General features: G+C 50.1%; 26 protein-coding genes and 1 tRNA gene. 6 read left to right on the forward strand and 21 right to left on the reverse strand.

Features of this window, described 5'->3' with window-relative positions; genetic code table 11:
- Positions 1 to 156: 156 nt before the first annotated feature.
- The 3 genes from H6G45_RS19880 to H6G45_RS14240 all read left to right on the forward strand — a co-directional run bounded on the left by H6G45_RS19880 (position 157) and on the right by H6G45_RS14240 (position 1,832).
- On the forward strand, positions 157 to 288 hold the full coding sequence (locus H6G45_RS19880) for a hypothetical protein (protein ID WP_277922727.1): 132 nt from the start codon (positions 157 to 159) through the stop codon (positions 286 to 288).
- Positions 289 to 308: 20 nt separating this feature from the next.
- The gene (locus H6G45_RS14235; protein ID WP_190599070.1) at positions 309 to 1,031 is read left to right on the forward strand and encodes an OB-fold-containig protein; all 723 of its coding nucleotides are present in this window, start codon (positions 309 to 311) and stop codon (positions 1,029 to 1,031) included.
- 105 nt (positions 1,032 to 1,136) lie between these two features.
- Positions 1,137 to 1,832: a Uma2 family endonuclease gene (locus H6G45_RS14240; RefSeq protein ID WP_190599071.1), complete on the forward strand. Its 696-nt coding sequence runs from the start codon at positions 1,137 to 1,139 to the stop codon at positions 1,830 to 1,832.
- A gap of 36 nt (positions 1,833 to 1,868) precedes the next feature.
- On the opposite strand, the gene H6G45_RS14245 is transcribed toward H6G45_RS14240, so the two are convergent.
- The 4 genes from H6G45_RS14245 to H6G45_RS14260 form a co-directional block, all read right to left on the reverse strand.
- Complete coding sequence (locus tag H6G45_RS14245) at positions 1,869 to 2,159, reverse strand: DUF2470 domain-containing protein (RefSeq protein WP_190599072.1); 291 nt, start codon at positions 2,157 to 2,159, stop codon at positions 1,869 to 1,871.
- Positions 2,160 to 2,187: 28 nt separating this feature from the next.
- Entirely contained in the window at positions 2,188 to 2,457 is a 270-nt protein-coding gene (locus H6G45_RS14250; RefSeq protein ID WP_190599073.1) for a type II toxin-antitoxin system HicB family antitoxin, read from the reverse strand.
- Positions 2,458 to 2,486: 29 nt separating this feature from the next.
- Complete coding sequence (locus H6G45_RS14255; RefSeq protein WP_190599074.1) at positions 2,487 to 2,645, reverse strand: type II toxin-antitoxin system HicA family toxin; 159 nt, start codon at positions 2,643 to 2,645, stop codon at positions 2,487 to 2,489.
- Positions 2,646 to 2,733: 88 nt separating this feature from the next.
- Positions 2,734 to 3,885 (reverse strand): NAD-dependent epimerase/dehydratase family protein, encoded by a 1,152-nt coding sequence (locus H6G45_RS14260; RefSeq protein ID WP_190599075.1) that lies wholly within the window; start codon positions 3,883 to 3,885, stop codon positions 2,734 to 2,736.
- 124 nt (positions 3,886 to 4,009) lie between these two features.
- Here H6G45_RS14260 and miaB point away from each other — a divergent pair, with 124 nt between their 5' ends.
- Positions 4,010 to 5,365, forward strand: coding sequence for a tRNA (N6-isopentenyl adenosine(37)-C2)-methylthiotransferase MiaB (gene miaB, locus H6G45_RS14265; RefSeq protein WP_190599076.1), 1,356 nt, complete (start codon positions 4,010 to 4,012; stop codon positions 5,363 to 5,365).
- Positions 5,366 to 5,450: 85 nt separating this feature from the next.
- Entirely contained in the window at positions 5,451 to 6,497 is a 1,047-nt protein-coding gene (locus tag H6G45_RS14270) for a hypothetical protein (protein ID WP_190599077.1), read from the forward strand.
- On the opposite strand, the gene H6G45_RS14275 is transcribed toward H6G45_RS14270, so the two are convergent.
- The 6 genes from H6G45_RS14275 to H6G45_RS14300 form a co-directional block, all read right to left on the reverse strand.
- Positions 6,478 to 7,959 (reverse strand): sugar transferase, encoded by a 1,482-nt coding sequence (locus H6G45_RS14275; protein ID WP_242018182.1) that lies wholly within the window; start codon positions 7,957 to 7,959, stop codon positions 6,478 to 6,480. The genes H6G45_RS14270 and H6G45_RS14275 overlap by 20 nt on opposite strands.
- A 32-nt stretch (positions 7,960 to 7,991) precedes the next feature.
- On the reverse strand, positions 7,992 to 8,273 hold the full coding sequence (locus H6G45_RS14280) for a glutaredoxin family protein (protein ID WP_190599107.1): 282 nt from the start codon (positions 8,271 to 8,273) through the stop codon (positions 7,992 to 7,994).
- Positions 8,274 to 8,338: 65 nt separating this feature from the next.
- Positions 8,339 to 9,895 (reverse strand): apolipoprotein N-acyltransferase, encoded by a 1,557-nt coding sequence (gene lnt, locus H6G45_RS14285; protein ID WP_190599078.1) that lies wholly within the window; start codon positions 9,893 to 9,895, stop codon positions 8,339 to 8,341.
- 93 nt (positions 9,896 to 9,988) lie between these two features.
- Entirely contained in the window at positions 9,989 to 11,329 is a 1,341-nt protein-coding gene (locus H6G45_RS14290) for a hypothetical protein (protein WP_190599079.1), read from the reverse strand.
- A gap of 83 nt (positions 11,330 to 11,412) precedes the next feature.
- Complete coding sequence (locus H6G45_RS14295) at positions 11,413 to 12,837, reverse strand: isochorismate synthase (RefSeq protein ID WP_190599080.1); 1,425 nt, start codon at positions 12,835 to 12,837, stop codon at positions 11,413 to 11,415.
- 66 nt (positions 12,838 to 12,903) lie between these two features.
- A tRNA-Gly gene (locus tag H6G45_RS14300) sits at positions 12,904 to 12,974 on the reverse strand.
- A gap of 65 nt (positions 12,975 to 13,039) precedes the next feature.
- On the opposite strand from H6G45_RS14300, the gene H6G45_RS14305 reads away from it, so the two are divergent.
- Entirely contained in the window at positions 13,040 to 13,831 is a 792-nt protein-coding gene (locus H6G45_RS14305; protein ID WP_242018183.1) for a biotin/lipoate A/B protein ligase family protein, read from the forward strand.
- A 124-nt stretch (positions 13,832 to 13,955) separates the two neighbouring features.
- Here the strand turns inward: H6G45_RS14305 and hflX are convergent, their stop codons facing one another.
- From hflX to H6G45_RS14360, 11 genes are all read right to left on the reverse strand, one after another.
- Positions 13,956 to 15,560: a GTPase HflX gene (gene hflX / locus H6G45_RS14310; protein ID WP_190599081.1), complete on the reverse strand. Its 1,605-nt coding sequence runs from the start codon at positions 15,558 to 15,560 to the stop codon at positions 13,956 to 13,958.
- A 168-nt stretch (positions 15,561 to 15,728) separates the two neighbouring features.
- On the reverse strand, positions 15,729 to 16,784 hold the full coding sequence (locus H6G45_RS14315; protein ID WP_190599109.1) for an aldo/keto reductase: 1,056 nt from the start codon (positions 16,782 to 16,784) through the stop codon (positions 15,729 to 15,731).
- 100 nt (positions 16,785 to 16,884) lie between these two features.
- Entirely contained in the window at positions 16,885 to 17,622 is a 738-nt protein-coding gene (locus tag H6G45_RS14320; protein WP_190599082.1) for a pentapeptide repeat-containing protein, read from the reverse strand.
- 64 nt (positions 17,623 to 17,686) lie between these two features.
- Positions 17,687 to 18,118 (reverse strand): DUF29 domain-containing protein, encoded by a 432-nt coding sequence (locus H6G45_RS14325; RefSeq protein ID WP_190599083.1) that lies wholly within the window; start codon positions 18,116 to 18,118, stop codon positions 17,687 to 17,689.
- Between the two features lie 34 nt (positions 18,119 to 18,152).
- Complete coding sequence (gene menA, locus H6G45_RS14330; protein WP_190599084.1) at positions 18,153 to 19,076, reverse strand: 2-carboxy-1,4-naphthoquinone phytyltransferase; 924 nt, start codon at positions 19,074 to 19,076, stop codon at positions 18,153 to 18,155.
- 20 nt (positions 19,077 to 19,096) lie between these two features.
- Complete coding sequence (locus tag H6G45_RS14335) at positions 19,097 to 19,363, reverse strand: hypothetical protein (protein ID WP_190599085.1); 267 nt, start codon at positions 19,361 to 19,363, stop codon at positions 19,097 to 19,099.
- A 220-nt stretch (positions 19,364 to 19,583) separates the two neighbouring features.
- Positions 19,584 to 20,672, reverse strand: a complete 1,089-nt coding sequence (gene leuB, locus H6G45_RS14340) for a 3-isopropylmalate dehydrogenase (RefSeq protein ID WP_190599086.1) — start codon at positions 20,670 to 20,672, stop codon at positions 19,584 to 19,586.
- 274 nt (positions 20,673 to 20,946) lie between these two features.
- Complete coding sequence (locus H6G45_RS14345) at positions 20,947 to 21,546, reverse strand: superoxide dismutase (RefSeq protein ID WP_190599087.1); 600 nt, start codon at positions 21,544 to 21,546, stop codon at positions 20,947 to 20,949.
- Positions 21,547 to 21,763: 217 nt separating this feature from the next.
- Positions 21,764 to 22,459: a hypothetical protein gene (locus tag H6G45_RS14350; RefSeq protein ID WP_190599088.1), complete on the reverse strand. Its 696-nt coding sequence runs from the start codon at positions 22,457 to 22,459 to the stop codon at positions 21,764 to 21,766.
- Between the two features lie 437 nt (positions 22,460 to 22,896).
- Positions 22,897 to 23,181, reverse strand: a complete 285-nt coding sequence (locus tag H6G45_RS14355; RefSeq protein ID WP_190599089.1) for a DUF3288 family protein — start codon at positions 23,179 to 23,181, stop codon at positions 22,897 to 22,899.
- A gap of 73 nt (positions 23,182 to 23,254) precedes the next feature.
- A complete protein-coding gene (locus tag H6G45_RS14360; RefSeq protein ID WP_190599090.1) occupies positions 23,255 to 24,679 on the reverse strand; it encodes an IctB family putative bicarbonate transporter in 1,425 nt (474 codons plus the stop codon).
- Positions 24,680 to 24,823 lie beyond the last annotated feature (144 nt).

The raw sequence follows: 24,823 nt of genomic DNA on the forward strand, positions 1-24,823 counted from the left end.
AATCAAGATCGTAAGTCATGACTGATTTATTTATGGATTCTTGTGTTATTCTTCCAATATGTTACCATACAACTCCGACAAAACGTCTCAAAATTAAATAAATCAGCTATAATTCTGGCCATTCGTCGCCAAGATCATAAATTAATTGTGGGCCCCATGGGGGATACTCACTTACTAGATGCCGATGCCCTCATTTGCCTGGGCACAGTGGAACAACTCCGTACCCTCAACCAACTCCTTTGTCCCCTCAATCCGGCGCCGGTGCGTCTGCCCAAAAACCATCGCTAATATCAAGGAATGCCACCATTATGCTTTTCCACTTAGCTAATTTGCCCTACTGGTTGCTGCTGGCGGTGGGAGTGCTCTGCCTGGGGTTAATGATCATTTCCGGTGATGGAGATGAAGACCTGGACGTAGAAATGTCCTTAGAAGCTGGCTCCGATGTGGACATCACCCATTTGGATGTGGAGCTTGACCAGGGGGGAGCGATGGAAGAAGGGGAAGCGGTGCCCATGGCTCTGCAAGTACTCTCATTTTTTGGTTTGGGCAAAGTACCATTAATGATTCTCCTCGGCATCGATTTTAGCCTCTGGGGATTAATCGGCTGGATACTCAATGTGGCTGTCGCTACGGGAACGGGCACTATGCCTACTGAATTGCTGGGTTGGGCTGGGATAATTTTCCTGGTTTCCCTGGCCATCAGTCTTTGGCTTGGTCGCCTGGCATCCCGTCCGATCGCCAATTTATTTAAAACCTTTAGTCAAGATGTCAGTGCAGAGCGAGTCATTGGTTGCACCGGCACTGTCACCTCAAAAAAATTACCCTACCTAGCCAATGGCACCATCGGCCAAGCCCACGTTTACGACAATGCTGGCAACCTACTAACTTTGAGCGTCAGCCTACCGGATTGGGCCACCGTAATTCCCCACCATAACCAGGAAATTTTGATCATCGACCAGTCCCCCAAAGGTTACGGCTACCTGGCGATCGCCAAGGATAGTTCCGACGAAGATAAATGGTTAAAGTCTTGAAAGCCCAAACTTTGCCATCACCATTGCCATTCAGCCCACTCAGCCAAAATTTCACCATGGCAAGGCATTGTCTAGACTGGAGAAAAAATTGCGAGGATTAACCCCATGACCGTAGCCCTCGACCGAGAAATCATTTACCCCGACAGCGATGGACAGCCCATGGCCGACAACACAGAACAATTTGAGTGGATTGTCCTCCTCAAAGAAAATTTGGAATGTCTCTTCGCCCAAAACCCGGAGGTATTTGTGGGGGGAGACCTGCTGTGGTACCCGGTGGAAGGGCATCCAGAAATTCGTGTGGCACCGGACGTGATGGTGGCTTTGGGCAGACCGAAGGGAAAACGCGGTTCCTACCGTCAGTGGCAGGAAAATAACCAACCGCCCCAGGTGGTGTTTGAAATTTTATCCCCCGGCAATACCCTCAAGGAAATGACCAAAAAGTTAAAATTCTATGACCATCATGGCGTCGAAGAGTACTATATTTACGATCCGGATGACAATGAACTCACTGGGTTGCAACGAATCGATGGAGAGTTGACCATTATTGAGGAGATGGCCCATTGGACTAGTCCCTTACTGGGCATAAAATTCGAGTTGGATGACGAGACTTTGCGGGTTTATTATCCCGACGGCCGACCGTTTCTCTCCACGGTAGAATTAGCAACCCAGGCAGAGCAGGCATCCCAACGAGCAGAGCAAGAGGCTCAACGGGCTGAGCGGGAAAAACTCCGGGCAGAGTTGGCGGAAGCGGAAAACGATCGCCTCAAGGCATTACTAGCGGAGGCCGGCATTGATGTTTAACGGTTGTCCAGGCAACGGCAGGATCTATCGGGGAAATTAGCTATTGTTGCCAGCACCCCGGGCCTGTTTAGCCATGGCAATTAGTACTTGGTGGGCATCTTCAGAATCCTTCAGGGGTTGCTCAAATTCGATACGGATGGTTTTGGCACCCCCATCGCTTTCCACCACTAAATCCATGCCCGTAGGGTCAATGGCCTGCATCTGGGCAGTAGTCACGTCAGTCTGTTGGCCAAACACCTGGGCATAAAGGGCGATCGCCGAGGCGTGGTCTTCATTCATGTGCTTACAAATGCGGTCACTGATAGCCGGAGTAAGGGGATCAGCCATAGTTTTTAAGAATGAAACAATAAAAAATTTAAAAATTAACTAAGATTTTTTCCGGGGCAATGTGGGTTAGGAAAAATTCTTCCCCAGCGGAATCCTGCAAGGCTTCCAAATAGGATTCAATCCCCCTTGGTTGAGGCAAGGAATCCATATCTGCTAGATGTAACCCCAGAGCCGATTTCATTTGTGCTGTAGTTTCTTCCAAGTTTTCCCCGGTGGCGATACAGCCGGGCACGTCGGGACAGTAAGCAGAAAAGCCTGTGCCACTTTTTTCTAAGACCACAAGATATCGATCAATCATTTCAATCCTGCCTGTTTGAGGATACTGGCTCAGGTTCCTTTGCGAACATCATCACTCAATTTTCCTGAGACAGTCACTTTACCAGTTTTAGTAGGATGTTTAAACTGTCGATGACTACCAACAGTGTTCACCAAAAACCAACCATCTGATTCTAGCAATTTGATGATGTCCCGTACTTTTGTTGCCATTTCTGAATGACCAGACAGGGAAAGTATTGGACAAGAAAATGCTAAAGAAAACCCCCACCAAACTAGTGAGGGCAGCCTTCATCCAGACCTAGCCACGCCAGGTAACTTTCGGCAGAATATGTTTTTGATCCACCCGGTCTTTGTACTTGGTGGCAAAGTTCAACAGGGAATCAAGCAAAGAATCAGACAGAAAGTGGGGTTGCAGTCCCAGATCCAGCAGATTGGTATTGACGGCGTTGAAGTAATGTTCTTCCAGTTCCACCCGGGGATTTTCCAAGTGGTCGATTTCCACTTTCAGACCGAGATCTGCGCCAGCTTTTTGTACCATCTGGGCCAGGTCACCGACACTGAATAGTTCTGTGTACTGGTTAAACACCCGGAATTGACCTTTATCGGCCGGGTTGGCGATCGCCAGTTCAATGCAGCGCACCGTATCCCGAATATCCAGCAAACCACGGGTTTGGCCGCCTTTGCCGTACACCGTCAGGGGGTGGCCAATGGCCGCCTGGATACAAAAACGATTCAGGGCCGTACCAAATACACCGTCATAATCAAGACGGTTGATCAGCATTTCATCCATGCCGGTCTCATCGGTGAGCACCCCGTAAACGATGCCCTGGTTCAAATCAGTAGCCCGCAGACCCCAAATTTTGCAAGCAAAGTGGATGTTGTGGCTATCGTGGACCTTACTGAGGTGATAGAAACTACCGGGTTGTTTGGGGTACGGTAGGGTGTCTTTGCGACCTTTATGCTCAATGGTGATGTAGCCCTCTTCGATGTCAATATTGGGCGTACCGTATTCCCCCATGGTGCCTAGTTTCACCAAATGACAATCGGGGAAATCTTCCTTCAGTGCATAGAGCAGATTCAAATTGCCCAACACGTTATTGGCCTGGGTCAACACCGCATGTTCCCGGTCAATCATGGAAAAGGGGGCTGACCGTTGTTCCCCAAAATGCACCACCGCATCGGGCTGGAACTGGCGGAGGGAATTGGTCAAAAAGGGATAGTCGTTAATGTCGCCGATGAACAGGTCGATTTTTTTGCCGGTCAACTCATACCAACGATCAAGGCGTTGCCGGATGGGGGCGATCGGGGTTAGGGTTTCTGCCCCTAGCTGGGCATCCCAATAGCGGCGGACTAGGCTGTCCAAGATACCGACTTCATAGCCTTTGTTAGAGAGATACAGTGCCGTGGCCCAACCACAGTAACCATCACCGCCAATAACCAGAGCTCTCATATTAAATCCGAGTAAATGTCTATCACTGATATCTGTCCAATTTATCAGGTTGGGGGACAGCCAGGGGTTAAGACGGGGAACTATAATCAGACATTGTGCTGTTCATTGCTTTGCCCTATTTCCCATGAATGTTTCTCACCGTCGCTATCACATTATTACCTTTGGCTGTCAGATGAATAAGGCGGACTCGGAAAGGATGGCCGGCATTCTGGACAATTTGGGCATGACCTATACCGATGACCCCAACCAGGCGGATTTAGTCCTCTACAATACCTGTTCTATCCGAGACAACGCCGAGCAAAAAGTCTACTCCTACCTGGGAAGACAGGCCAAACGCAAACAAACGGAACCAGAATTAACCCTGGTGGTGGCGGGCTGTGTGGCCCAACAGGAAGGAGAACAGTTATTGCGGCGGGTGCCAGAGTTGGACTTAGTAATGGGCCCCCAACACGCTAATCGATTAGATCAGTTACTAGAACAGGTGTGGGCCGGTAGTCAGGTGGTGGCGACGGAAAGCTTGCACATTATGGAGGACATCACCAAACCCCGGCGGGAAAGTACCGTTAGTGCCTGGGTGAATATTATTTACGGTTGTAATGAACGCTGTAGTTATTGTGTGGTGCCCAATGTGCGGGGAGTAGAACAATCCCGTACCCCAGAGGCAATTTATGGGGAAATGACAGTCCTAGCCCAACAGGGATTTAAGGAAGTCACCCTGCTGGGGCAAAACATTGATGCCTACGGCCGGGATTTACCAGGCACTACTCCCTCGGGCCGCCACCTCCATACCCTGACGGATTTGCTCTACCATGTCCATGACATTGAGGGGATCGATCGCCTGAGGTTTGCCACCAGTCACCCCCGTTATTTCACCGAACGGTTAATTCAAGCCTGTCAGGAGTTACCCAAGGTCTGTGAACATTTCCATATTCCTTTCCAATCGGGGGATAACGAAATTCTTAAAGCTATGAAACGGGGCTACACCAGAGAAAAATATTTACAAATTATTGAAAAAATTCGTCGCTATATGCCCGATGCGGCCATTAGTGCCGATGTGATTGTTGGGTTTCCTGGAGAGACGGAAGCCCAGTTTGAAAATACCCTCCAACTCATTGAAGAGGTGGGCTTTGACCTGCTTAACACCGCTGCCTATTCTCCCCGCCCCGGCACCCCCGCCGCCTTCTGGGACAATCAGTTATCCGAGGAAGTGAAAGGCGATCGCCTACAGAGGCTAAATCATTTGGTTTCTACCCAGGCCATGGAACGTTCCCAGCGTTATCTGGGGCGAGTGGAAGAAGTGTTGGTGGAAGGGGAAAACCTCAAGAGTCCAGGGCAAGTGATGGGACGCACCAGGGGCAACCGCTTAACTTTCTTCCAAGGAGAGATTGGCGAACTTTTGGGCAAAAAGGTACCAGTAAAAATTACCGAAGCTCGGGCCTTTAGCCTCACTGGGGAAGCTTTAAGTTTAGTTACTGCCTAAGCAAAAAAGTTATGGCCCCGAAAAATTCCTGCCACAATGGAAATTGGCAAAAATCTAACAGTCCAATCTTTGTGGGGTGATAGTTATGGCTCTATATCAAGGTTTTTACATTGGTGCCCTGGGGCTAGCATTGGCTTCAGTTTGGCCCCTATCCGCCTCTGCCGTTACCCCCTCCTTCCCCCCGGTGGGAGAGAGCAGTCAAGTGGAAAGTGGCGATCGCCAACGTACCTACCTAACCCAAAACCAAGACACTACAATTTTTGAAACATTTAACCCCGACAGTGATGAGCAAAAACTAAATGGGACTGTAAACAAAGGAGATTTAAGTGCCACCATCAATTACCGCCAAGAGAAAAATGATGGCTATGAAAGTTGGTTTCCCACTGTCACCGTTAAATTTAAAAATAAAACCGTGGCTACCCTAGAAGGCTCAGAGTCCCCCATGCCCATCGCTTTGCTGCAGATTGCCGATATGGATCGGGATAATCCTTACCCTGCAGTAATTTTTGCGACCTATACCGGCGGAGCCCATTGCTGCAACGACGTCAAAATTATCACTAGCAATCAGGATGGCAGTGAATGGTCAGTGCAGGACTTAGGCTTTTTTAACGGCGGTCCCCACCAAGCCGTCGATCTAAATGGGGATGGCTGGTACGAGTACCCGGAAATAGATAATCGATTTCTCTACCTGTTTTCTTCCTATGCGGGCAGTGCCGCCCCAGCGCAGATTTTAGCCCTGGAAAATGGGGAAGTAGTGGATGTTTCCTTTGAACCCCGCTTTCAATTCATTCACCGGGAAAATGCCGAGTCCATGGAAAAAGAATTACCAGAAATAATGGCGCAAGATTGGGAAAAGAACGGGTTTTTGTCAGCCTATGTGGCCAATAAAGCCCTGATCGGAGAACTGGATGATGGCTGGCAGACCATGCTCAAATACTATGACCGTGACTCTGATTGGGGATTAAGCAATTGCTTGGAATACGATGACCAAAGTAACTGCTTAAAAGAGGTTAAATACGATTCTTACCCCGATGCTCTGCGAGCTTTCTTAATCGAAACTGGTTACATCAAGGAAGACTTTAGGGCTGATAAAACTACTTTTAACACTCTTTCTAATAAGCCCCCTTCCTAAACAATAATATTCTGACTGTTTCCACCAGAATGTCCCAGTCAAGGTTTAACGACCAGTTGTCAATATAGTACAAGTCTAGGCGGGCCACGTCGTCAAAACTGCCAATATCCGATCGCCCAGAAATTTGCCATAGTCCTGTCACTCCAGGCATTACCTGATGACGAATATGGTGCCAGGCATCAAACCTTTCCACATCCCTGAGAGGCAGAGGTCTGGGGCCCACTAAACTCATTTGCCCCATTACCACATTGAATAGTTGGGGAATTTCGTCCAGGCTACTGCGGCGCAAAAAATGTCCGAGGGGAATAATGCGGGGGTCCCGTTTGAGCTTGAACATGATGCCATCATCGTTTTCGTTGGCGGCTTCTAGATGTTGCTGGAGCAGGGGAGCATCGACCACCATGGTACGAAATTTCCACATTTGAAAAGTTTTGCCCTGGAGCCCCACCCGTTCTTGACGGAAAAAAGCCGGGCCTGGGGAGGATAATTTGATGGCCATGGCGATCGCCAAAAATAGGGGAGAAAGCAAGGCAATGCCCAATAAAGCCCCACCGTAGTCCAAAGCTCTTTTGAGGCGGTAATCTAACCCCACCAACAAGGGAATTTCCACCCGCACCGTGGGTAGACCAGCAAAAATTTCCGGCATGCCCCGGCGGTAGAGCATATCCCGGCTGGACGGTAATAGTCTGAGGGCAATGTTTTCCCCCCGTAAATGCCAGTACAAACTAGAGGCTAAATCTGCTTCAGGTAAGGCTTCGGCGAGAACTTCCTGGGCCCCGGATGCCAAAATTTGTTGCAAAGTATGATGGCTATGGGCTGTGCTGGCCAAGGCAACCCCCACCACTCGGTATTGGGAACGTCTCTCCAGGGTGACGGTGAGGTGCTGAATACGGTAGGAGGTGGCGATGAGGAAAATGGGAATAGCTTGGCGACTTTCCAGGGGACTAAGGACTAGGCTAGTCACAAAACGGGCTAGGGTGACAAAAATAATGCTAGTACCCCAAGCCGAAAAAAATAGGGAACGGGGCAGGTCGATCGCCGGGTCGTAAAAATATTTCGCCACCAGGGTGAGGAGAAAAACGTAGCTGATCAGTTTAATGACGCCGAGAAAGTTTTGGGTACGGGTTTGGGGGCGGTATAAACCAGCGTAGGTAAAAACAAGCAAAATAATGGCGGCGTAACACCAAAATAAACTTGGCAATCCCCACCACGTCCACCAAACAAATTCGGGCGGGGGGGGGGAATAAAAATCATTGAGGCGATGGGCGGCAATCCAAGCTAACAATAGGGCCCCAAAGTCCGCCCCTAGCAAAAAAATTAGCTTCAACCACTGGGGAGGAGCTAAATGCACCCCGGTAAAATTATGGGGAGCCCGAATGTCCGTCGCTAAAAATTTTTTACCAAACCAATTATTCATCCGTTGTCGCTGGGGGGCGCCATGAACGATCGCCGTTGCGTTCAATCTAAGCCTACCCCTTCCACTGCCGGAGCAAGTCAGACTTTAACGTATTGTTGCAGTAACTTTTCCCATTGGCTGACGGGGGCCCGGGGGGATAACCTCGGCAAAGTAATTTCCCCCGTCGGCGATCGCCACACTAGCACCGGAATTTCATATTGGTAGGCGGCCCACCATTGTTCGTTGGTGGTAATGTCACGGACTTCTAGCTCAATGTTCAGGCTGTCAATTTGGGCTAATTTTTCCATTAATCCTTCACAGAGATGGCAACCGGGCTTGCTGTATAAAATTAATTCCATAATGTTGCGATTAGTTTTCACCATTGGTGCCGTCTTGTCTGTTTCCACTTTAAGAGCCAGGAAAACCTAGGTAGCCCCTTAGCCCCTTAAAAATGAGTCCTGGTGCCCAGGGAATAAAACCAGGCGATCGCCGACAGAATTAATAATAAAACCACCAGCCAATCCCCCCAACGGCTATAGGGGCTGAGATGCTGACGACGGTAAATGGGGGCGGCATGGATTTGATACTGGTTCATGGCCGATAACCAGAGGGTCTCCCCCCGGGGATTAATGATGGCGGAAAGGCCGGTGTTGGTGGCCCGGGCCAGCCATCGATCGCCTTCAATGGCTCGCATCACATCCAGGGCATGGTGTTGGGTGGCCATGGTGTCGCTGTAATGGGCATTATTGGCGCTAGAAAGAATAAATTCTCCCCCCTGCAATAGCTGGGCCCGCAACAGATGGGGAAAGGCAGACTCGTAGCAGATGACCACCGCCGCTGGGCCAAAGGGAGTGGATAAAACCTGGGGGCGATCGCCAGGGAGTAACTGCTCTTTGAGGGGGGAAAGCCGTTGGATTAATTGCCCCAAAACGTTACTAAGTGGAATATATTCCCCCAAGGGTACCAGCTTAACTTTATCGTAGCGCCCCCGTAATTGTCCTTGGCTGTCAATGGTAAAGAGGCTATTGGTGTAACCATCTCCCTTGGTGCCATAGGCCCCCAACCACACCGGCACTTGGGTTTGCAAAATAGCTTGGTAAAAACCACTCCTGGCCACCACCGTTTCCCAAAGATAGGGTAAGGCTCCCTCCGGTGTAAGTACGATATCCACTCCCTGCCCCGCCAGTTTTTCATAGCCCTCTGTATAACCGGCGATCGCCAGGCGCCAACCTTCACTATTAAACTTAATTTGATTGGGGATATTACCTTGGATAATGCCCACATTAATGCTTTGTTCCGGTACATCTGCCAAGGGTTTTTGGTAAAGTAACCACCCTCCCCCCTGACAACCAAGCCAGATCACCATAGCCAGGAATAAATAAGGCCAAATACGGCCATGGTTGTTAGAGGTTTTAGCGTCTAAAAAATCCATTAAACCTAAAGCCAACAGCCCATTAATGGCCACAATAAAAGCGGTTAATAACGCCGGCCCACCCAAGGCTCCCCACTGCAAAAAATGTAACTGACTGGGGCTTTGGGTATAGGCCACCGGACTCCACCACAGAATGGAATGGCTCCAGAGGATTTCCAAAGTACACCAACTGGCGGTGCCCCAAAGAATAAAGGACAAATTTCTAAAAATAGGATTAATCGTTGTCCGGGATGTGGTAACTCGCCAAACCGCCATGGCCCATAACCAAACCCATACCAGGACAATGCCCCAAGCTGTGATGGCCAACCAACAAAAAGCGGCGATCGCCAAGCTAGCTAACCAAGGCACTCCTAACCAAGTGAGGGGATGGACTCCGGTGATCCAGAATAAGGCGATGCCATAAAATCCTCCTCCCCAAGCGATAGCTGTTATCAACCTTGAAATTAAAAATTGTCTGAGCTGGGTAAAATTAAGCTTAGTGGGATTAGCTCTAAAAACCCAAAGCCAGAGGGGAATTTGTCCAAACCAAGCTGCGTAAGTCCAACCTAAAGGAGCGGTAGCCAAACCCATAGCTATACCTCCCAACAATAGGAAGGTAAAACTTTTAGCTACGGTGCTGAATTTGTGGTTATCCAATCAGTTTTAATTCCCTAAAAATTCCAACTAAAGTTGCTGGGCTCGACTTTGGGCTTGGTCAATTAGGGTTTGGGCCTGGTCATAAACGGTGGTGCCTGGCTGTACCTTTTGTAGTTGATTAATAATTTGGCTAATTTCCCCCTTAATACGGTTGCGACCTTGACTATCACTGCTGGGAGGCAGATTAGTTAATAGGTTTTGAATTTGAGTTTGGGCTTGGTCAAATTGGGCTATAGCTCCCTGTTCCGCCGCTAAATTGATACGAATTTTACCAAGGGTTTCCGTATATTCCGCCAAAAAGGTTTGGGCTGACAAATATTGGGCATCTTGGGGTTGCACCATTTGCAATCTTTGGATGGCTTCTTGGTACAAATTAAGCACCTCCTGCCATTGATTCACCGTTAGAGGGGCCTGGGCAATGGTTTGATCGGCCCGCTGGGCAAATTGCTGGGCTGCCATCACCATGGTTTGGGTTTGATTTGTACCCGCCACTAAACCCGCCACCTGTTGAAATTCCTGTTCATAGTTGCGCAAACGATTGGTGGTTTGACTCCCGGCCAAGGTTTTTTCCGGGATTAGGGTCAATTGATTGATGGCCCCTTGCCAACTCGCGATCGCCCCTTGCCGTTGTTCGGGGGTAGTGGCCTGTTCATAACTAGTTTTGGCTCCTTGGATATTCTGCTCCGCCGTAGTCAGGGCCGATAGGGCATTTTTTTCCTGAAAAACCCTGGCTTCCATGCGCCCCACCTCGGCCCGGGCCCGCTGAAATTCGTCAAAGGTAAAATTCCAAGAACAGCCCCCCATAAATTGGCAAACTTTCACCGGCTCATAGCCAAGGAACCACACGGGCAACTGGTCTAAATTTTGTTGAGCGAGGCGCACTTTTTCCGCCCCCAATTCAATATCCGCTGCGCTGGTGGCATTATTCACCAACTGATCCGCCTGTTCTCCATGGGCGATCGCCTCGCGGTAATTCCTATCCATACTCAGGTAACTGGGCAAAAGCAACATGGGAGCCACCCGAGCCACCGGCCGCCGCACCATCGGGTAGGGTAAATTCACCAACCAAATTAAGCCCATAAAACCCACCAACCCGGCCCCCACCACTCCCCCGGCTGTCAGCCAGAGCCGCCATTGCTGGGCCGTATTTAACTTTGCTGCCTTGGCTAGGGTTTGATCGGCCATGGTAGGGAACATATCCGTCACCTGCCCAGCCAAATCTTCCTTCCCCAGGGGTTTACCCCTTTCCTGGGCCAATTGGTTTAAACGTTTGAGGACAATGTCCTTTTGCACCTCAAAACCGAGGGATTCCGCTTCCCGATTGATTTCCTTGGTTAAAAATGACTTTGCTTTGGCATTGAGACGCATAACGGTTTCTCCCCCTTAGACCGAAACGCAACGGCGGACTATTCCCATTCTATTTTGGCTTGATGGTGTTGCGAGACCATCACTCAAATCAGCGATCGCCAGAGGGTTTGGAGTTTAAGCTCAATTTCTGCCACTTCCTTGAGGGGATCGGAACCAGCCACAATGCCAGCCCCGGCGTATAGTCTGGCTCGATTGCGAGAAAGGAGAGCGGAACGAATACCGACAATAAATTCGCTATTGCCTTCGCTGTCTAGCCAACCCAGGGGAGCGGCATAGAGATTGCGGTCAAAGGTTTCATGGCGACGAATTAAATCTTCGGCGATCGCCACAGGGACACCGGCCACCGCTGGGGTGGGGTGGAGTTGTTCCACCAGGGTCAGGGGATGGATGTGGGGAGGTAGGGGGGCTTGGATTTGGGTCCAGAGATGCTGGATATTGGCTAATTTGAGCAACTTCAAGGAAGAAGCCTGGGGGCTTAAGCCCAATGCCCGTAGACGCTGGAGCAGATAATCCAACACCGCTTGGTGTTCCCGTAATTCCTTGGGATTGTGCAATAACTGTTGCCCCAATTGGCGATCGCCTTGGACATCCGCAGCCCTAGGGGCCGAACCGGCCAGAGCATCGGTGACTAACTGTTGATTATGCAAACTCAGTAATCTTTCTGGGCTAGCCCCCACAAAACAGTCTCCCTGGCCATTGCCCCAGGAAAATAAATGGCAATCTCCATACTGTTGCCGCAGTTTTTGTAAACAATGGGCCGTATTGAACCGACAACCATAGTCCAAATCCAACGCCGTTGCCAACACCACCTTACTTAATCTCTGCTGGGCAATTTCCTCCAAGCTAGAGGCGATCGCCGTGGAAAGCTTAGCCACTTCTATTGCCGTCAGCCGGGGAGCCCTTGCCAGCATGGGAGCGGTATGGTTATCCCTGGCCGGTTGCACCCGACGGATAGCGCTGAGCATTGCACCGATAAAATCCACCAAATCGATAATATCGGTATTGCAATCCAGACTAACTTGCCAGCTTAATAGGCAATGCTGAGACGTTTTCACCACCTGGATTTGGGGTAAAAACAAAAAGGAATTAGCAAAGGGATTGCGGTTGGAGCTGCGGTCAAAAAAGCTAAAGCCACAAAAAATATAGGGGCGCTGACTCCGGCCTTGGGCATTGCCAATGGGCACTAAACGCTGGAAACAGTCCTCGGCAAACTGTTGGGCCAGTCTAAAACGATACTTGCCGGAAATCCTCAGGGACTGGCAAATGCCAAAAGCCAGTATGGTTTCCCCCCGCTGGGGGTTTTCACCGTAAAAATGAACTTGATCTTGAACATTGAGGGCCCCAAACACCGCCAGGGGATCAATCTTGCCTAAGTTTTCCGTAAAGCTCCATAGGCACCGTTGGCCAGGGGCAAGACCCCTCTGCTGTCCCAACAGATAACCGTGCAGAACTGAGGAATTATCGAGGGAGCATGGATGACGGTCGAGGATGGGTGTCGCAACGGACATCAGGGACGATCAGAGATTATCAATCAAAATTATCGAGTTTCGGAGACCGCTGTACCCATTACCCAAAGCGGGTGAGGGGAATCGAACCCCTATCATTAGCTTGGAAGGCTAAGGTTTTACCACTAAACTACACCCGCGTGTTGTCCTAGCGTTCCTAAGATTAACATATTTTGCTTGGAGTTTTGTCAGGAGAACTTTCCCGTTGGCCACCTTTCCCTCCGCTCAGTCTTCCCCCTGGCGTTTATTGCCCTACATCCAAGCCCCCGGCAATTTACAGATGGCGTTGGATCAATGGTTATTGGAAGATTATTTTCCCCGCACCGGGCGATCGGTGTTGCGCTTTTACGGTTGGTCTCGCCCCACCATTTCCTTGGGTTATTCACAAAAGTCTCCCCCAGCCCATTGGCGGCAGTTAACTTGGCAAGGGCAACCCCTGGCTTTGGTGAGTAGGCCCAGTGGCGGCCGGGCGGTGTTACATCACAAGGGTTTAACCTATGCTGTGGTCACGAGGGCAACCGGGGGCAAACGGGGGGAAATTTATCGGCACATTTGTCAATTTCTCATCCAAGGTTGGGGCCAGTTGGGGCTTCCCCTAACCTACGGCCAGGGGGGGCGGGGTTATATCCACAATGCTAGTTGCTTTAGCACCGCTACGGTGGCGGATTTAGTCAGCTCCACAGGGGACAAATTAATTGGCAGTGCCCAACGGCAAACTTCCAGTGCCCTTCTGCAACATGGAGAAATGATCTTGAACGGCGATCGCCATTTGTTTGAATTTGTCTTCGGCCAACCGGCCCCATGGCAAAAAACCATGGCAGAGTTAACTGGTTATCCAACTTTGCCCCAGGTTTTAGAGGTTTTGACCACTTCAGCCCGACAGCATTTTCAAGCTCAGGTACAGTGGGAACCCCTCACCCTCCAGGAATGGGCCATGGTGAAGGAAAAGTGCAGGAGTGCTAAAGCGGATTTTGGCTGGACTTCCTGCCCGTTGTGAGTCAGTTTGAAGCTGACCTCCATTCGTTGATAAACTCCTATTTTTGGGTTGAGGCTTGGTAAGGAATCCTTGCTCTTTTGAAACCATTGCAGGATGTCAAAATTGAATTAGTGCAAAATAAACACTAATCAGTCAAATCCGCCAGAATTTGCTCTAGTAAACGTTTTTTCAGGGTTTCCAAACCAATCCCCTGGGCTGCCGCCAAAAAAATCGCCTGGGGATAATCTGCTTGGGCCTCTGCCAAAGCTTCACTGGGCACCTGGTCAATTTTGTTAAACACCATCACCATAGGGGCCGTGGCCAAGGGCATTTCCGCCAAAATATTGGCCACCGAGTCGATCTGTCGTCGCCAAGCCCGGTCGGATAGATCCACCACCTGGAGTAATAGATCTGCTTCTGTCACCTCTTCCAAAGTGGCCCGAAAGGCATCCACCAAAGCATCGGGCAATTGATGGATAAAACCCACCGTATCCGTGAGCAAAATTGGCTGGTAGGTTTGATTATCCGGGTCAAATAGGGATAAACGCCTGGTGGTGGGGTCTAGGGTGGCAAACAGTTGGTCAGCGGCGTAGATATCAGCCTGGGTGAGGGCATTGAGTAAAGTAGATTTGCCCGCATTGGTATAACCGACGATCGCCACGGTGGGGACAGCCTGTTGTTGCCGTTGATTCCGGAGCCGGGAGCGATGGGACTGGAGTTCGTTAACCTGTTTTTGGAGCTTGGCAATGCGACTTTGGATGGTACGCCGTTCTGTTTCCAGCTTGGTTTCCCCTGGGCCCCTGGTGCCGATGCCTCCCCCCAACCGGGACATACCCTGACCCCGGCCTACTAGTTTGGGTAACAGATATTCCAACTGGGCCAATTCCACCTGTAATTTCCCAGCCCTGGATTGGGCCCGCTGGGCAAAAATATCCAAGATCAATTCGGTGCGGTCAATGACCCGAACTCCACAGCGTTGTTCCAAGTTGCGCACCTGGGCAGCGGATAGATCCCGGTCGAAAACCACTAGATTGGCCCCCGTAGTTTGCACCGCCAAGGCCAATTCTTCCACTTTGCCTTCCCCTACTACGGTTTGGGGATGGGGTTTACTACGATTTTGCTGCATTACCTGGAGCACCTGGGCCCCGGCGGAATCCACTAGTCGTTCTAACTCCGTTAAACCTTCGGCAAAGCTCTGGTCATCCAACTCACTGGTTTTAAGTCCCATGACCAGTACCCTTTCCTGCCCTGCTTCCACCTGACGGGCGATGAATTCTCGTTCAAATTCTGCCTCTAGGTTTTCCACCAAATCCAGGATGGCTTCTTCTGCTAAATCTTCCAGGGCCACCGCCGGGGAAACTACCCAATCGGCCACCCTATCCCCCATATCGTCACTGCTTTGGGGTAATAAATGGGCCAAATATCCCGTATCCACATAGCCAGTTACGCCGCCGCCCCGTTTGGCAAAACCCTGGCCAGTAACACTGAGCACCACCAAGGCATCCAATCTTTGCAGGGCCATGGCAATTAAACTAGATTCCTTGGGGGCTTCCCCCTTTAAATCCGTGGTGAGGCAACGAATGCCGGATAGTCTTTTTTCCCCATAACGAGGTAATTCCAAAGGCGGAATTTGGGTTTGCCGGGGCGTGCCCACCCCCACCCGGATAATTTGTCCCCGCCGGTTAACGTACACCGAAACGGGCTGTTTAATTTCCTGGCTGATGGCTCCTAAACGTTGGGCCAATTCCATCGTCAGCAGGCGATCGCCGGGGAGACGTTGTTGATAGAGGCGTTTTAGTTGCTTAATTTGACTAGTTTTGAGCCGTTGGGCTTGGCCGTAGATGGTATCGATAGGCTTTGGTCCTAATTGGTATGGATGATGGAGACAAAAACAGGGGCTGAATTGCCAGCCTAATGATCAATCCTGCCATAAACGACGCCGGCTTTTACCCCGCAACCGTTGGTGGGTATCCCGCAACAGGTCTGGAATCGCCAGATTATGGGGACATCGGGGCAAACAATCGCCACAGTCGGTGCACCGATCGCCTTTTCGACCGGGAAACCAGTGCCCGGCATTTTCTAACATTTGATAGCGATATTGACCAAAATTTTCCATATCAAAGGCAACGGCCAAATTACGCAGACGTAAAATTTCGGGAATATTAATTTCTTCTGGGCAAGGTAAGCACTGATAACATTGGTGGCAAGCAGCGGTGCCCAATGCCTGGTGTTGATGGTGGCGTAAATTCTCTAAAATTGCCTGTTCTTGCTCACTTAAGGGCTCCAGGCGATCGCCGAGGGATAGGGGTTCGTCCAATTCCTCAGGTATGGCGGGGCCAATACTAAGGGTAGTGATGCGGGGATCACTCAGGAGAAAACGGTAGGTTAACCCCAGGGGAGTAAAGGGGTGGCAGAGGTTTTGCAAAGTCCGGGGTGGTGCGTATAGTTGACCACCCTTATCTGCGGGAGAAATGATGAAAATGCCCATATCCCGCTGGTGGGCCGAGGCGATCGCCGGGGCGAGGTGTTGATTAAACCAGTAGTAATGCAGGTTAACGAAGGCAAATTTCCCCGAAGCAATCACTTCCTGCACTAGGGGCAAACTACCGTGGGTGGAAAAACCAAGATGTTTAAATTTCCCCTGTTGTCGAGCCTTGTCTATCACTGGCCAAAGTTGCTGTACCCATTGCCAATGCTGGGGAGTGTTAATGCCGTGGATGGCAAAGCAGTCTAAATAGTCCACCTGGAGTCGTTGCAGAGAACGGTAAAGGCCCTGGATAAATTGTTCTGGATTTTCCGTGGGACAAACTTTACTGGTGAGGTTTATTTCCCCCCGGTTGAAGCTTTTTAGCAATGGGCCTAAATAAGTTTCACTTTCTCCATAGGCCGCCGCCGTTTCAATGTGGTTAATGCCCGCCCCCAAGCCCTTGGCCACCGTGGCTGCAAATTGCTGGTGATCGCCCAGGCCCCGCATAGTACCCAGGGAAAAAACGGATAAATTTAACTCGGTGCGGCCAAAACGACGGTATTGCAAAGGTTAATTTTTATGGAAGTTGAGGTGGGAATTTTTTCATCTACCAGCTGACATCGCTCAGATCCGCCTGTTGCAGGTTAGTGCCCACTAAATTGGCCCCCCGCAAATTGGCCCCCTTGAGGTTGGCTCCGGTAAAATCCGCCTGGGTCAGATTTGCCCCCCGGAAATTGCCATAGCGTAAATCTGCGCCCCGAAAATTAGTCTTTCTCAAATTGGCCCAGCGCAAATCAACGGCGATCGCCGCCACCGCACTAAAATCCGCTTCCGGGGCATAGGCTTGGTGGAGATGGGCCCCCATTAATTGGGCTTGGCTAAGGTTGGCTCGGTAAAGTCTTAAACCGTGGGCTTCCGCTTCGGTAAAAACGGCCTGACAAAAAAGGGCTTCATTGGCATCACTTTCAGTTAGATCCGCCTCGCTCAAATTGCAGCGATTGAGCGTAGCTCGACAGAGGTTAGCCCGGCGCAAATTACTTTTGTGCAGACTGGCGGCGATCAAGTTAGCATCCGTTAAATCCGCCCCTTCCAGATTGGCAAAGCGTAAATCACAGCCGATCAGGGTAACTTGGCTGAGGTCCCCATGGGGAAATACTAGTCCAGCCAAATTTTGATTGGTCAGTTCCAAATCTTGGGGATCATGGCCATTGACCAATAAATTAGCGGCCCCGGTGTTTAACCAGCCTGGGGTATTGATGGGGGTAGGGGACAAACCGTTGCTCATAATGGTTTTTATTCTAACTTGCCCATGGCAACATCCCTTATTCTGAACTGGCCAGACCATAACCTACCGCTGTTAACATACGGCTAATGAAATGGAGGTTGCTGAAAAACTTTTTAACTTCAGCTCACCAAAAGGTCACCGTTAACAATTGGTCTAAACTTTCGCTAAACGGATTGGCTTCAGGCAAGGAAAGCGTCGGGTAAAGATCTTGAACATCGGCAAGTGCTTCCTGCCACACGGCTGGAATCAATGCTTCGCCATAATTTTTGAGGCTAGGAGAGTCCCTTAATAGCCGTCGGATCTGTTTCCGTTGTTCTTTGATCGTGATTTCCCAGCCACGATTATCATAGGCACTATTGATATAGCCGCGTTTGAGTAGATGCTCCAGCAAAACTTCCAAGCGATTTTCTAGCTCATGTTTTTCACTACGACCCAAAGCAATAATTTCCTCTTCAATATTTTGCCAGTCAATCTTCTCCATCTCATGTTGTTGCAGATATCGAGCCTGTTCTTCTGTCCAGCTCACAAAATCTGTGTCATAGAGTTGTTTTTTCATAGGTTTTAATCAGATTTGTTGATTTATATAAACTTTAATTCTTACCCGCTAAAATATAGCCCATGGCTAGTAAAATGGCGCTGATAAAGTGTAGATTGACAGCAATGAATTTACAGTTGCTGACCTTCTCCGGTTGGTCGTGGTATTGCCCCACATGGCGAATTAATTGTCCGGCCAAGGGCACACTGGCCATTACCAATAAGGTTTGCCAAGGAGCAAGGTTAAGCAAAACTCCGATCGCCGTGATCAAATAAAGACTAATTACGGAAACAGTTAACACCTGGGAGCCTAGCTTGGTTCCTAAACGAACAATGGGGGATTTTTTACCGGCGGCTAGGTCATCTTCTACCTGATGGAAGTGGGAACAGAACAGAATAATGGCCGTGCTAAGCCCCACAAAAATGCTAGGGGTAAGCAAATCCCAGCTAAAACTTTGGGTCTGGGAGTAATAGGCGGCGGCGATCGCCAAGGGACCAAAGGTAATCAAACAAATTAATTCCCCCAAACCTAGGTAGCCCAGGCGGAAAGGGGGCCCTTGGTAGGTGTAGCCCAAAAAGATGGCCACCCCAATTAACTCCAACACTGTCCAATCCTGGGCCAGCCAGCCCATGCTCATTAGCCCCAGCACACCGGCCAGCAAGAAAAAATTACTAATTAAAAAAACCAGATTGCGATTGCCGGTCAAATTAACCACTGAATGGGCCTTACGCACATCAATGCCCGTGTCACTGTCAAACACATCATTGCTCAGGTTGATCCAAGCAATAATGGCGATCGCCGACAGCAAAAAGATGGTAAAAACATCGCCCTGCCACTGCCCAGTCAGGCCATAGGCCACCGCTGAACCAACGGTAATGGGCACCACTGCCACCGTGTACATGGGGGGCTTAATGGCCGCCAGCCAAAGTTTGCGGGTCGAAGGGGCCGTAGATGGCACTAAGGGAGAAGATTCGGTCATAACAGAGCAACAGAGCTAATTCAAATTACCTGGGCTTCCGCCTCCAGTTGGTTCAAAGGTACGAAACACTCCCCTGGCAACAGCACCGGCTGACGATTGAACATCAGTTGACCCCGGTGGGTTTCTTTATGGATGGCAATGCCCAGGGGTTGCTTTTGGGATTTGGGGTGGAGCATGCGATAACTGCGGTAAATTCGCCGGGCCATGCGCAACATCTTGGGGTCTAGGGGCATGGGCACGCTCCTGTACTCCACATCAAAGTCGCTCTCATCAGGAATAAAAACCATAATAAACTCCCCACTCAGGACGCATATGTGTTCTAGCCTTTGACCGAAAAACGTCAGCCAGGTTAGCCATCATCATAAATAACAATAGGGTTTGACGTAAGGGCCGCCCCAGAAGATTCTTACTTACTCGACCAAGATCTGATTTCGACCCGAAATAACTGCCTGGGGGGAAGTCATTGAGGTAAAGTTTGTCTAGTTTTTTGGTAGATTGCAACGATCCTTACATGTCATCCAGGATGCCCAACAATTGCTCTCCCATTTGCCGACAGCCCACCAATTGGGTGCCAGGGGAAAGAATATCCCCGGTGCGGTAACCCTGGGCCAGGACTGTTTTTACTGCTCCCTCTAGGCGATCGGCTGCCTGGGGTTGGTCCAAACCGTAGCGCAACATCATGGCCGCACTGAGCACCTGGGCCAGGGGATTAGCCTTATCCTGACCAGCAATATCCGGGGCTGAACCGTGGACGGGTTCAAATAGTCCCGGGCCGTCACTGCCCAAGCTAGCGGAGGGTAACATGCCAATACTGCCCGTTAACATGGCCGCAATGTCGGAGAGAATATCACCAAATAAATTACCCGTCACAATGGTGTCAAATTGCTTCGGACTGCGCACCAACTGCATGGCCGCATTGTCCACATATAAATGGGATAGTTCCACATCAGGATAATCCCCGGCGATCGCCATCACCCGATCCCGCCACAGTTGGGACACATCCAATACATTAGCCTTATCTACTGAACAGAGTTGGCCCCGTCGTTTTTGGGCCGTTTCAAAAGCTACCTTGGCAATGCGGTCAATTTCTCCCACCGTGTAGGCCATGGTATTAACCCCCCGCTTTTCCCCCGCCTCCGTCTCAAAAATACCCTTCGGTTTACCGAAATAAATCCCACCGGTCAATTCCCGTACCACCATGATATCTACCCCTTCCACCACTTCCCGTTTGAGGCTAGAAGCATCAACCAACTGGGGAAAAATGGTCGCGGGACGTAGGTTCGCAAACAGCCCCAGCCCTTCCCGGATGGCCAACAAACCAGTTTCTGGCCGTTGAGCCCTGGGGAGATTGTCCCAGGCATAGCCCCCGATCGCCGCTAACAGTACCGCATCACTATCCTTCGCTTGGGCCAGGGTTGCTTCCGGTAGGGGTTGGCCCGTAGCATCAATGGCCGCCCCTCCGATTAAAGCTTCCTGAAAATTGTAGGCAAAACCAAATTGGTCCGCCACTTTGCGTAATACTGCCACCGCCACTGCCATAATTTCGGGGCCAATGCCATCGCCGGGGAGCAAGGTTACGTTATAGGTCTGGGACATGGTAGTGGAAAAACTGGAAAAACTTCGATTAAATAACTGGATTTAGACGGACTCTGGAAAGAGATCCCATAAACCTCCCCAGTGTAGAGGATTGGGGACGCAGATCAGAAACTTCAACCACCGGCGATCGCCTTCCAGCAAATACCCCTCCCCCAAAGTTTAGGGAAAGGGTAAATGGTTCCAAGAAGATGTCTAATTTGCCTGCAGTTCTACCCATAAGTGGGAGAGAAAGAGGACCTTTAAAACATCATCATAGGAAGGTTGATGGAGAAAACTAGGCCGCCGCTAAGTTAGCCGCCACAAAGTCCCAGTTGACCAACTTACCGAGGAAATCGGCAATGTAATCAGGACGACGGTTTTGATAATCTAAATAGTAAGCGTGCTCCCATACGTCCATGGTTAACAAAGGAGTTTGACCAGCGGTCATGGGGTTTTCAGCGTTGCCAGTTTTGGTCACTTTCAAAGTGCCATTGTCCAACACCAACCAGGCCCAACCGCTACCGAATTGGGTGGCTCCAGCTTGTTTGAAAGCTTCCACAAAGGCGTCAAAGCTACCAAAGTCAGCGTTGATTTTATCAGCCAAGGCACCAGTGGGCTGGCCACCGCCACCGGGTTTCATGCAATTCCAGTAGAAACTGTGGTTCCAGGCCTGGGCGGCATTGTTGAACAGACCGGCTTTGCTCGCATCTCCGGCAATAGCTTTAATTACGTCTTCGATAGATTTATTGTCTAGGTCTGTACCAGCCACCGCTTCATTAAACTTACTAACGTAAGCGGCATGGTGTTTATCGTGGTGGAACTCCAGAGTGCTTTTGGAAATGCAGGGTTCCAGGGCGGTGTAGTCGTAAGGTAAGTTGGGTAGTGCGTAAGCCATTATAAATTTAAATTCTCTACTCAATAGGGGATTCCATGGCTCCCACTTTACCCTAAAGTTTCCTCGGTTAAAAGGTCGGTAATCCGGTGGAGAACCGCACAAAAGGGAAAATCTTGTCGGTGGGCGTGAGCAGGCAAAAAAGTAAAAAAGCTTTGGTGATCATCCCAGTCAATTAGGTCCAACAGTTTTTAAAAATCGCCCCGAGCGACTCAAAAAGTCAAAGAGAAAAATTGCCATCGTCCATTTCTAGCACATTGGCTAGGTCAAAGTTTTCCTCGTCATTTATAAAAATATCAAAGTTCTCCGGCAGACTCCCTGAAACTTCAGCCGACGATGCCGTCGCAGACTTTTGCTTAGCAGTCCTTACTCGTCTATGTTTTTTCTCTTCCCTACCCTTTGGATTGCCACTGGCCGACCGTCGGTGTTTTTGTCGTTTAGGCTCCGCCCGAGTTGTTTTTATCGGCCGAACACGATCAGCACATCCCTTGGCCAATTCGTGAGCGCTAAAAGCCGATTGACTAGCCATGTCTCCCTTAAGATGGGCGATAAAATAGTCCACCGTTTCTTGCTTGAGCAAGCCCAGCAGTACCGCCGTGGCTCCAAAGCGCAGTCCCAATACCTTTTGTTCCTGGAGAATTTGGTCAATCTGGCATTGATTCAACAGGTCCGCCATTTGCAGGTAATGCCCCAAGGGCATAGGGTTGGAGCGGTAAATTAAATCAAACCATTGGTTAACAAAAAACTCGATGGTGTCCTTGGTCAACCAGCCGTGGAGAACAATTACTTCCCCAATGAGGTAATCAAAATGTTGTTGATTGTTAACCGCAACCTCTAATTGGGCCGGGGTAATCAGACCGGCTTCCTGTAAAACCAATCCTAATCTTTTGCGCCCCGATGGTTGGGGTGGACTCATAACCTTGCTTTGACCTACTTTGATCCAGGCTACTCTGACTGAGACTTTAGGAAAACAAGATTATAGCTACTTAATCCCCATTTTTGTCATTTAGAAGAATTATTCAGGGAGATTAAGACTGGCTTTGTCCTTGACGAGAAAGTTTTTAGCCGAGAAAAGGGCAATTAACAAAGCAAAATAGCCACAGAAGGCAACGGCAATCAGATTAGACATTTAGTTAATTTTTGTAACGGGAGTTATTGCTTTAAGCATAGGGGAAAATCTCTGCTTTTAGCTTTGGGATTGCTTATTGCACCAATAGTAGAGATTAATGTTTGCTAAAAAGCCTGACAATAGAGTAATTTCAATGTCTACGGTGGCGGCCGGTACCGGCAAATTTCAGAATTACGCCAAAAAAAAGTTGGCTCAGCTCAGTCTGGGCAAGGTGTTAACAGAGGCTAGCTCCAGTCCTGTTGTTCCTCTGTACTTTGCTTGGTGTGGGCGGCCCCACTGGCGTAGAGGGCCCTAGTTTGGGCAAAGAGTTCTTCTTCAGTCAGATGCCATTGCTGAAGCACGGTGTCCAAATCTCGCTGTAAGCTCCGGGCCCCGGGGAAATTTTTGTAACGAATTCTCAGCCGTGCCAAGGACAACAGGTGGGGAATATCGGCGGGGGATTGTAACAGGCGATCAACAACGGCCTGGTCTTTACTTGCTTGGGGATGGGTTTGCTCTCCGATCGCCATGGTTTTGACTCCTGACAAATTTTCAAAAACGGCAAAAGTTAAGCCTGGCCGGCCAAGTTATTGCCATTGGCTTTTATTGGGGAAGAGGAGGTTCTGCCCCGTTTTCTCCTTCACTGGCCCCCAAACGGGTCTGGGCACTGGCCCACTGACTAGCAACAATAGCGACCAGCAGCCACCATAAAGTGCTCACCGGGGGACGGTACCAGACGGTGTCCACAAGACCGTGCACCAATAAACCGGCGATCGCCGCCAGGGCTCCCATGATCCAGATTCCTTCCGGGGCTAGGGTTTGGCGACAGCGTTTAACCAATTGGATTCCTTTGCCCAGAGTAACGGCCAACAGCCAGAGCATACAGGTAAAACCGACTATACCCGTTTCCACCAAAATTTCTAGGTAAATGGAATAGGCACTCAGGGCAGTGAAGCGGGGGCGCATATAGTAGGGATAAATTTGGTTAAAGGCTTCGTTGCCTGGACCAATGCCAATGATGGGACGGGCTCGGATCATGGCCTTCACTCCTTCCCAGACGTTGATGCGGAAATTATTACTGCTGTCTTCCCGACCGGCAAAAATACTCATGGCCCTAACCCGAATTGGTTCCACCGCAATTAAGGCCCCTCCGCCCAATATCAACGCCACGGCGATCGCCAGGGGCAAAGACCACCGTTGCCAAAATTGGGGTAATCGGGGCAGCCACCAGAAGTAACAAAGGGCAAAAAAGGTCGCACCCAGGGCCAATACCGCCAGCCAACCGCCCCGGCTCTGGGTAAAAAATAAACAGAGGAGATTGGTGATCACCATGGTTGCCCCCAGTAACTTAGGCCACCACCGTCGCCACACCACTAAGGCGCTCAAACTCAAACCAGTCATGGGTACCAGGTAGGCCGCTAATAGGTTGGGGTTGCCTAAAAAGCTATACACCCTAGTGGCCTGGGCCAAGGTAGAGGTGGGATCATTCCAAGTAGCTAACTGTTCTACCCCGTCCACCTGCTGTCGCAGACCGTAACTGCTCACCAATAGCCCCACCAGTAAAACGACGGTTACCAGCCGATTCAGCCATTGCTTGTTCTGCAATAACCTGGCCGCCAATAGGAACAAACATAAATTGGCGGTTAATTTGGCTAGCCCCGACGCCGCCGCCATTTTCACCGGGGAAAAACCCACGGCGATCGCCGAAATACACCAATAGGCAAACACTAAAACATGAATGGGAGTCAGCCCTTTACCTGGTTGATCCGCCAGTGTCAGCAAAGCCCAGAAGGCTCCACAGAGGAGCATAAAAATGCCTAACATGGTGGTGGAAGTGAACGGCGCCGCCATAAAAATTATTGCCAACAGAGCCGTACCCACCGCTTCAAACTGGGGCCACAGTAAGCTGCCCTGGGCCCAATGCCGCCCCCAGCCCACAAAACGGTGGAGCACACTGCCCCTGCCCCATTCCTGGGGAGAAAAACCGCCAAACATCAGCGATCGCCAGATAGAGATGGGAGACACCATTAACACTCTGCTTGTAAACTCGGAAGTCCTTTGACCACTGATTAGCCTAATCAATGGCGGGTATTGTCGGTAAATATACAGCACTGAGCAGACCCACTGACTGTCACCAAGCCTTGGTAACCATCAGCCACAACAACTCACAGG

Source organism: Synechocystis sp. FACHB-383 (assembly GCF_014698605.1).
Lineage (GTDB): Bacteria > Cyanobacteriota > Cyanobacteriia > Cyanobacteriales > Microcystaceae > Synechocystis > Synechocystis salina.

Coding starts and splice junctions, on each gene's coding strand:
- H6G45_RS19880 (WP_277922727.1), top strand. CDS start 157: ATGGGGGATACTCACTTACTAGATGCCGATGCCCTCATTTGCCTGGGC.
- H6G45_RS14235 (WP_190599070.1), top strand. CDS start 309: ATGCTTTTCCACTTAGCTAATTTGCCCTACTGGTTGCTGCTGGCGGTG.
- H6G45_RS14240 (WP_190599071.1), top strand. CDS start 1,137: ATGACCGTAGCCCTCGACCGAGAAATCATTTACCCCGACAGCGATGGA.
- H6G45_RS14245 (WP_190599072.1), bottom strand. CDS start 2,159: ATGGCTGATCCCCTTACTCCGGCTATCAGTGACCGCATTTGTAAGCAC.
- H6G45_RS14250 (WP_190599073.1), bottom strand. CDS start 2,457: ATGATTGATCGATATCTTGTGGTCTTAGAAAAAAGTGGCACAGGCTTT.
- H6G45_RS14255 (WP_190599074.1), bottom strand. CDS start 2,645: ATGGCAACAAAAGTACGGGACATCATCAAATTGCTAGAATCAGATGGT.
- H6G45_RS14260 (WP_190599075.1), bottom strand. CDS start 3,885: ATGAGAGCTCTGGTTATTGGCGGTGATGGTTACTGTGGTTGGGCCACG.
- miaB (WP_190599076.1), top strand. CDS start 4,010: ATGAATGTTTCTCACCGTCGCTATCACATTATTACCTTTGGCTGTCAG.
- H6G45_RS14270 (WP_190599077.1), top strand. CDS start 5,451: ATGGCTCTATATCAAGGTTTTTACATTGGTGCCCTGGGGCTAGCATTG.
- lnt (WP_190599078.1), bottom strand. CDS start 9,895: ATGGGTTTGGCTACCGCTCCTTTAGGTTGGACTTACGCAGCTTGGTTT.
- H6G45_RS14290 (WP_190599079.1), bottom strand. CDS start 11,329: ATGCGTCTCAATGCCAAAGCAAAGTCATTTTTAACCAAGGAAATCAAT.
- H6G45_RS14295 (WP_190599080.1), bottom strand. CDS start 12,837: ATGTCCGTTGCGACACCCATCCTCGACCGTCATCCATGCTCCCTCGAT.
- hflX (WP_190599081.1), bottom strand. CDS start 15,560: ATGGAATTGGCCCAACGTTTAGGAGCCATCAGCCAGGAAATTAAACAG.
- H6G45_RS14315 (WP_190599109.1), bottom strand. CDS start 16,784: ATGCGGGGCCTGGGCGATCACCAGCAATTTGCAGCCACGGTGGCCAAG.
- H6G45_RS14320 (WP_190599082.1), bottom strand. CDS start 17,622: ATGGTCTGGCCAGTTCAGAATAAGGGATGTTGCCATGGGCAAGTTAGA.
- H6G45_RS14325 (WP_190599083.1), bottom strand. CDS start 18,118: ATGAAAAAACAACTCTATGACACAGATTTTGTGAGCTGGACAGAAGAA.
- menA (WP_190599084.1), bottom strand. CDS start 19,076: ATGACCGAATCTTCTCCCTTAGTGCCATCTACGGCCCCTTCGACCCGC.
- H6G45_RS14335 (WP_190599085.1), bottom strand. CDS start 19,363: ATGGTTTTTATTCCTGATGAGAGCGACTTTGATGTGGAGTACAGGAGC.
- leuB (WP_190599086.1), bottom strand. CDS start 20,672: ATGTCCCAGACCTATAACGTAACCTTGCTCCCCGGCGATGGCATTGGC.
- H6G45_RS14345 (WP_190599087.1), bottom strand. CDS start 21,546: ATGGCTTACGCACTACCCAACTTACCTTACGACTACACCGCCCTGGAA.
- H6G45_RS14350 (WP_190599088.1), bottom strand. CDS start 22,459: ATGAGTCCACCCCAACCATCGGGGCGCAAAAGATTAGGATTGGTTTTA.
- H6G45_RS14355 (WP_190599089.1), bottom strand. CDS start 23,181: ATGGCGATCGGAGAGCAAACCCATCCCCAAGCAAGTAAAGACCAGGCC.
- H6G45_RS14360 (WP_190599090.1), bottom strand. CDS start 24,679: ATGGTGTCTCCCATCTCTATCTGGCGATCGCTGATGTTTGGCGGTTTT.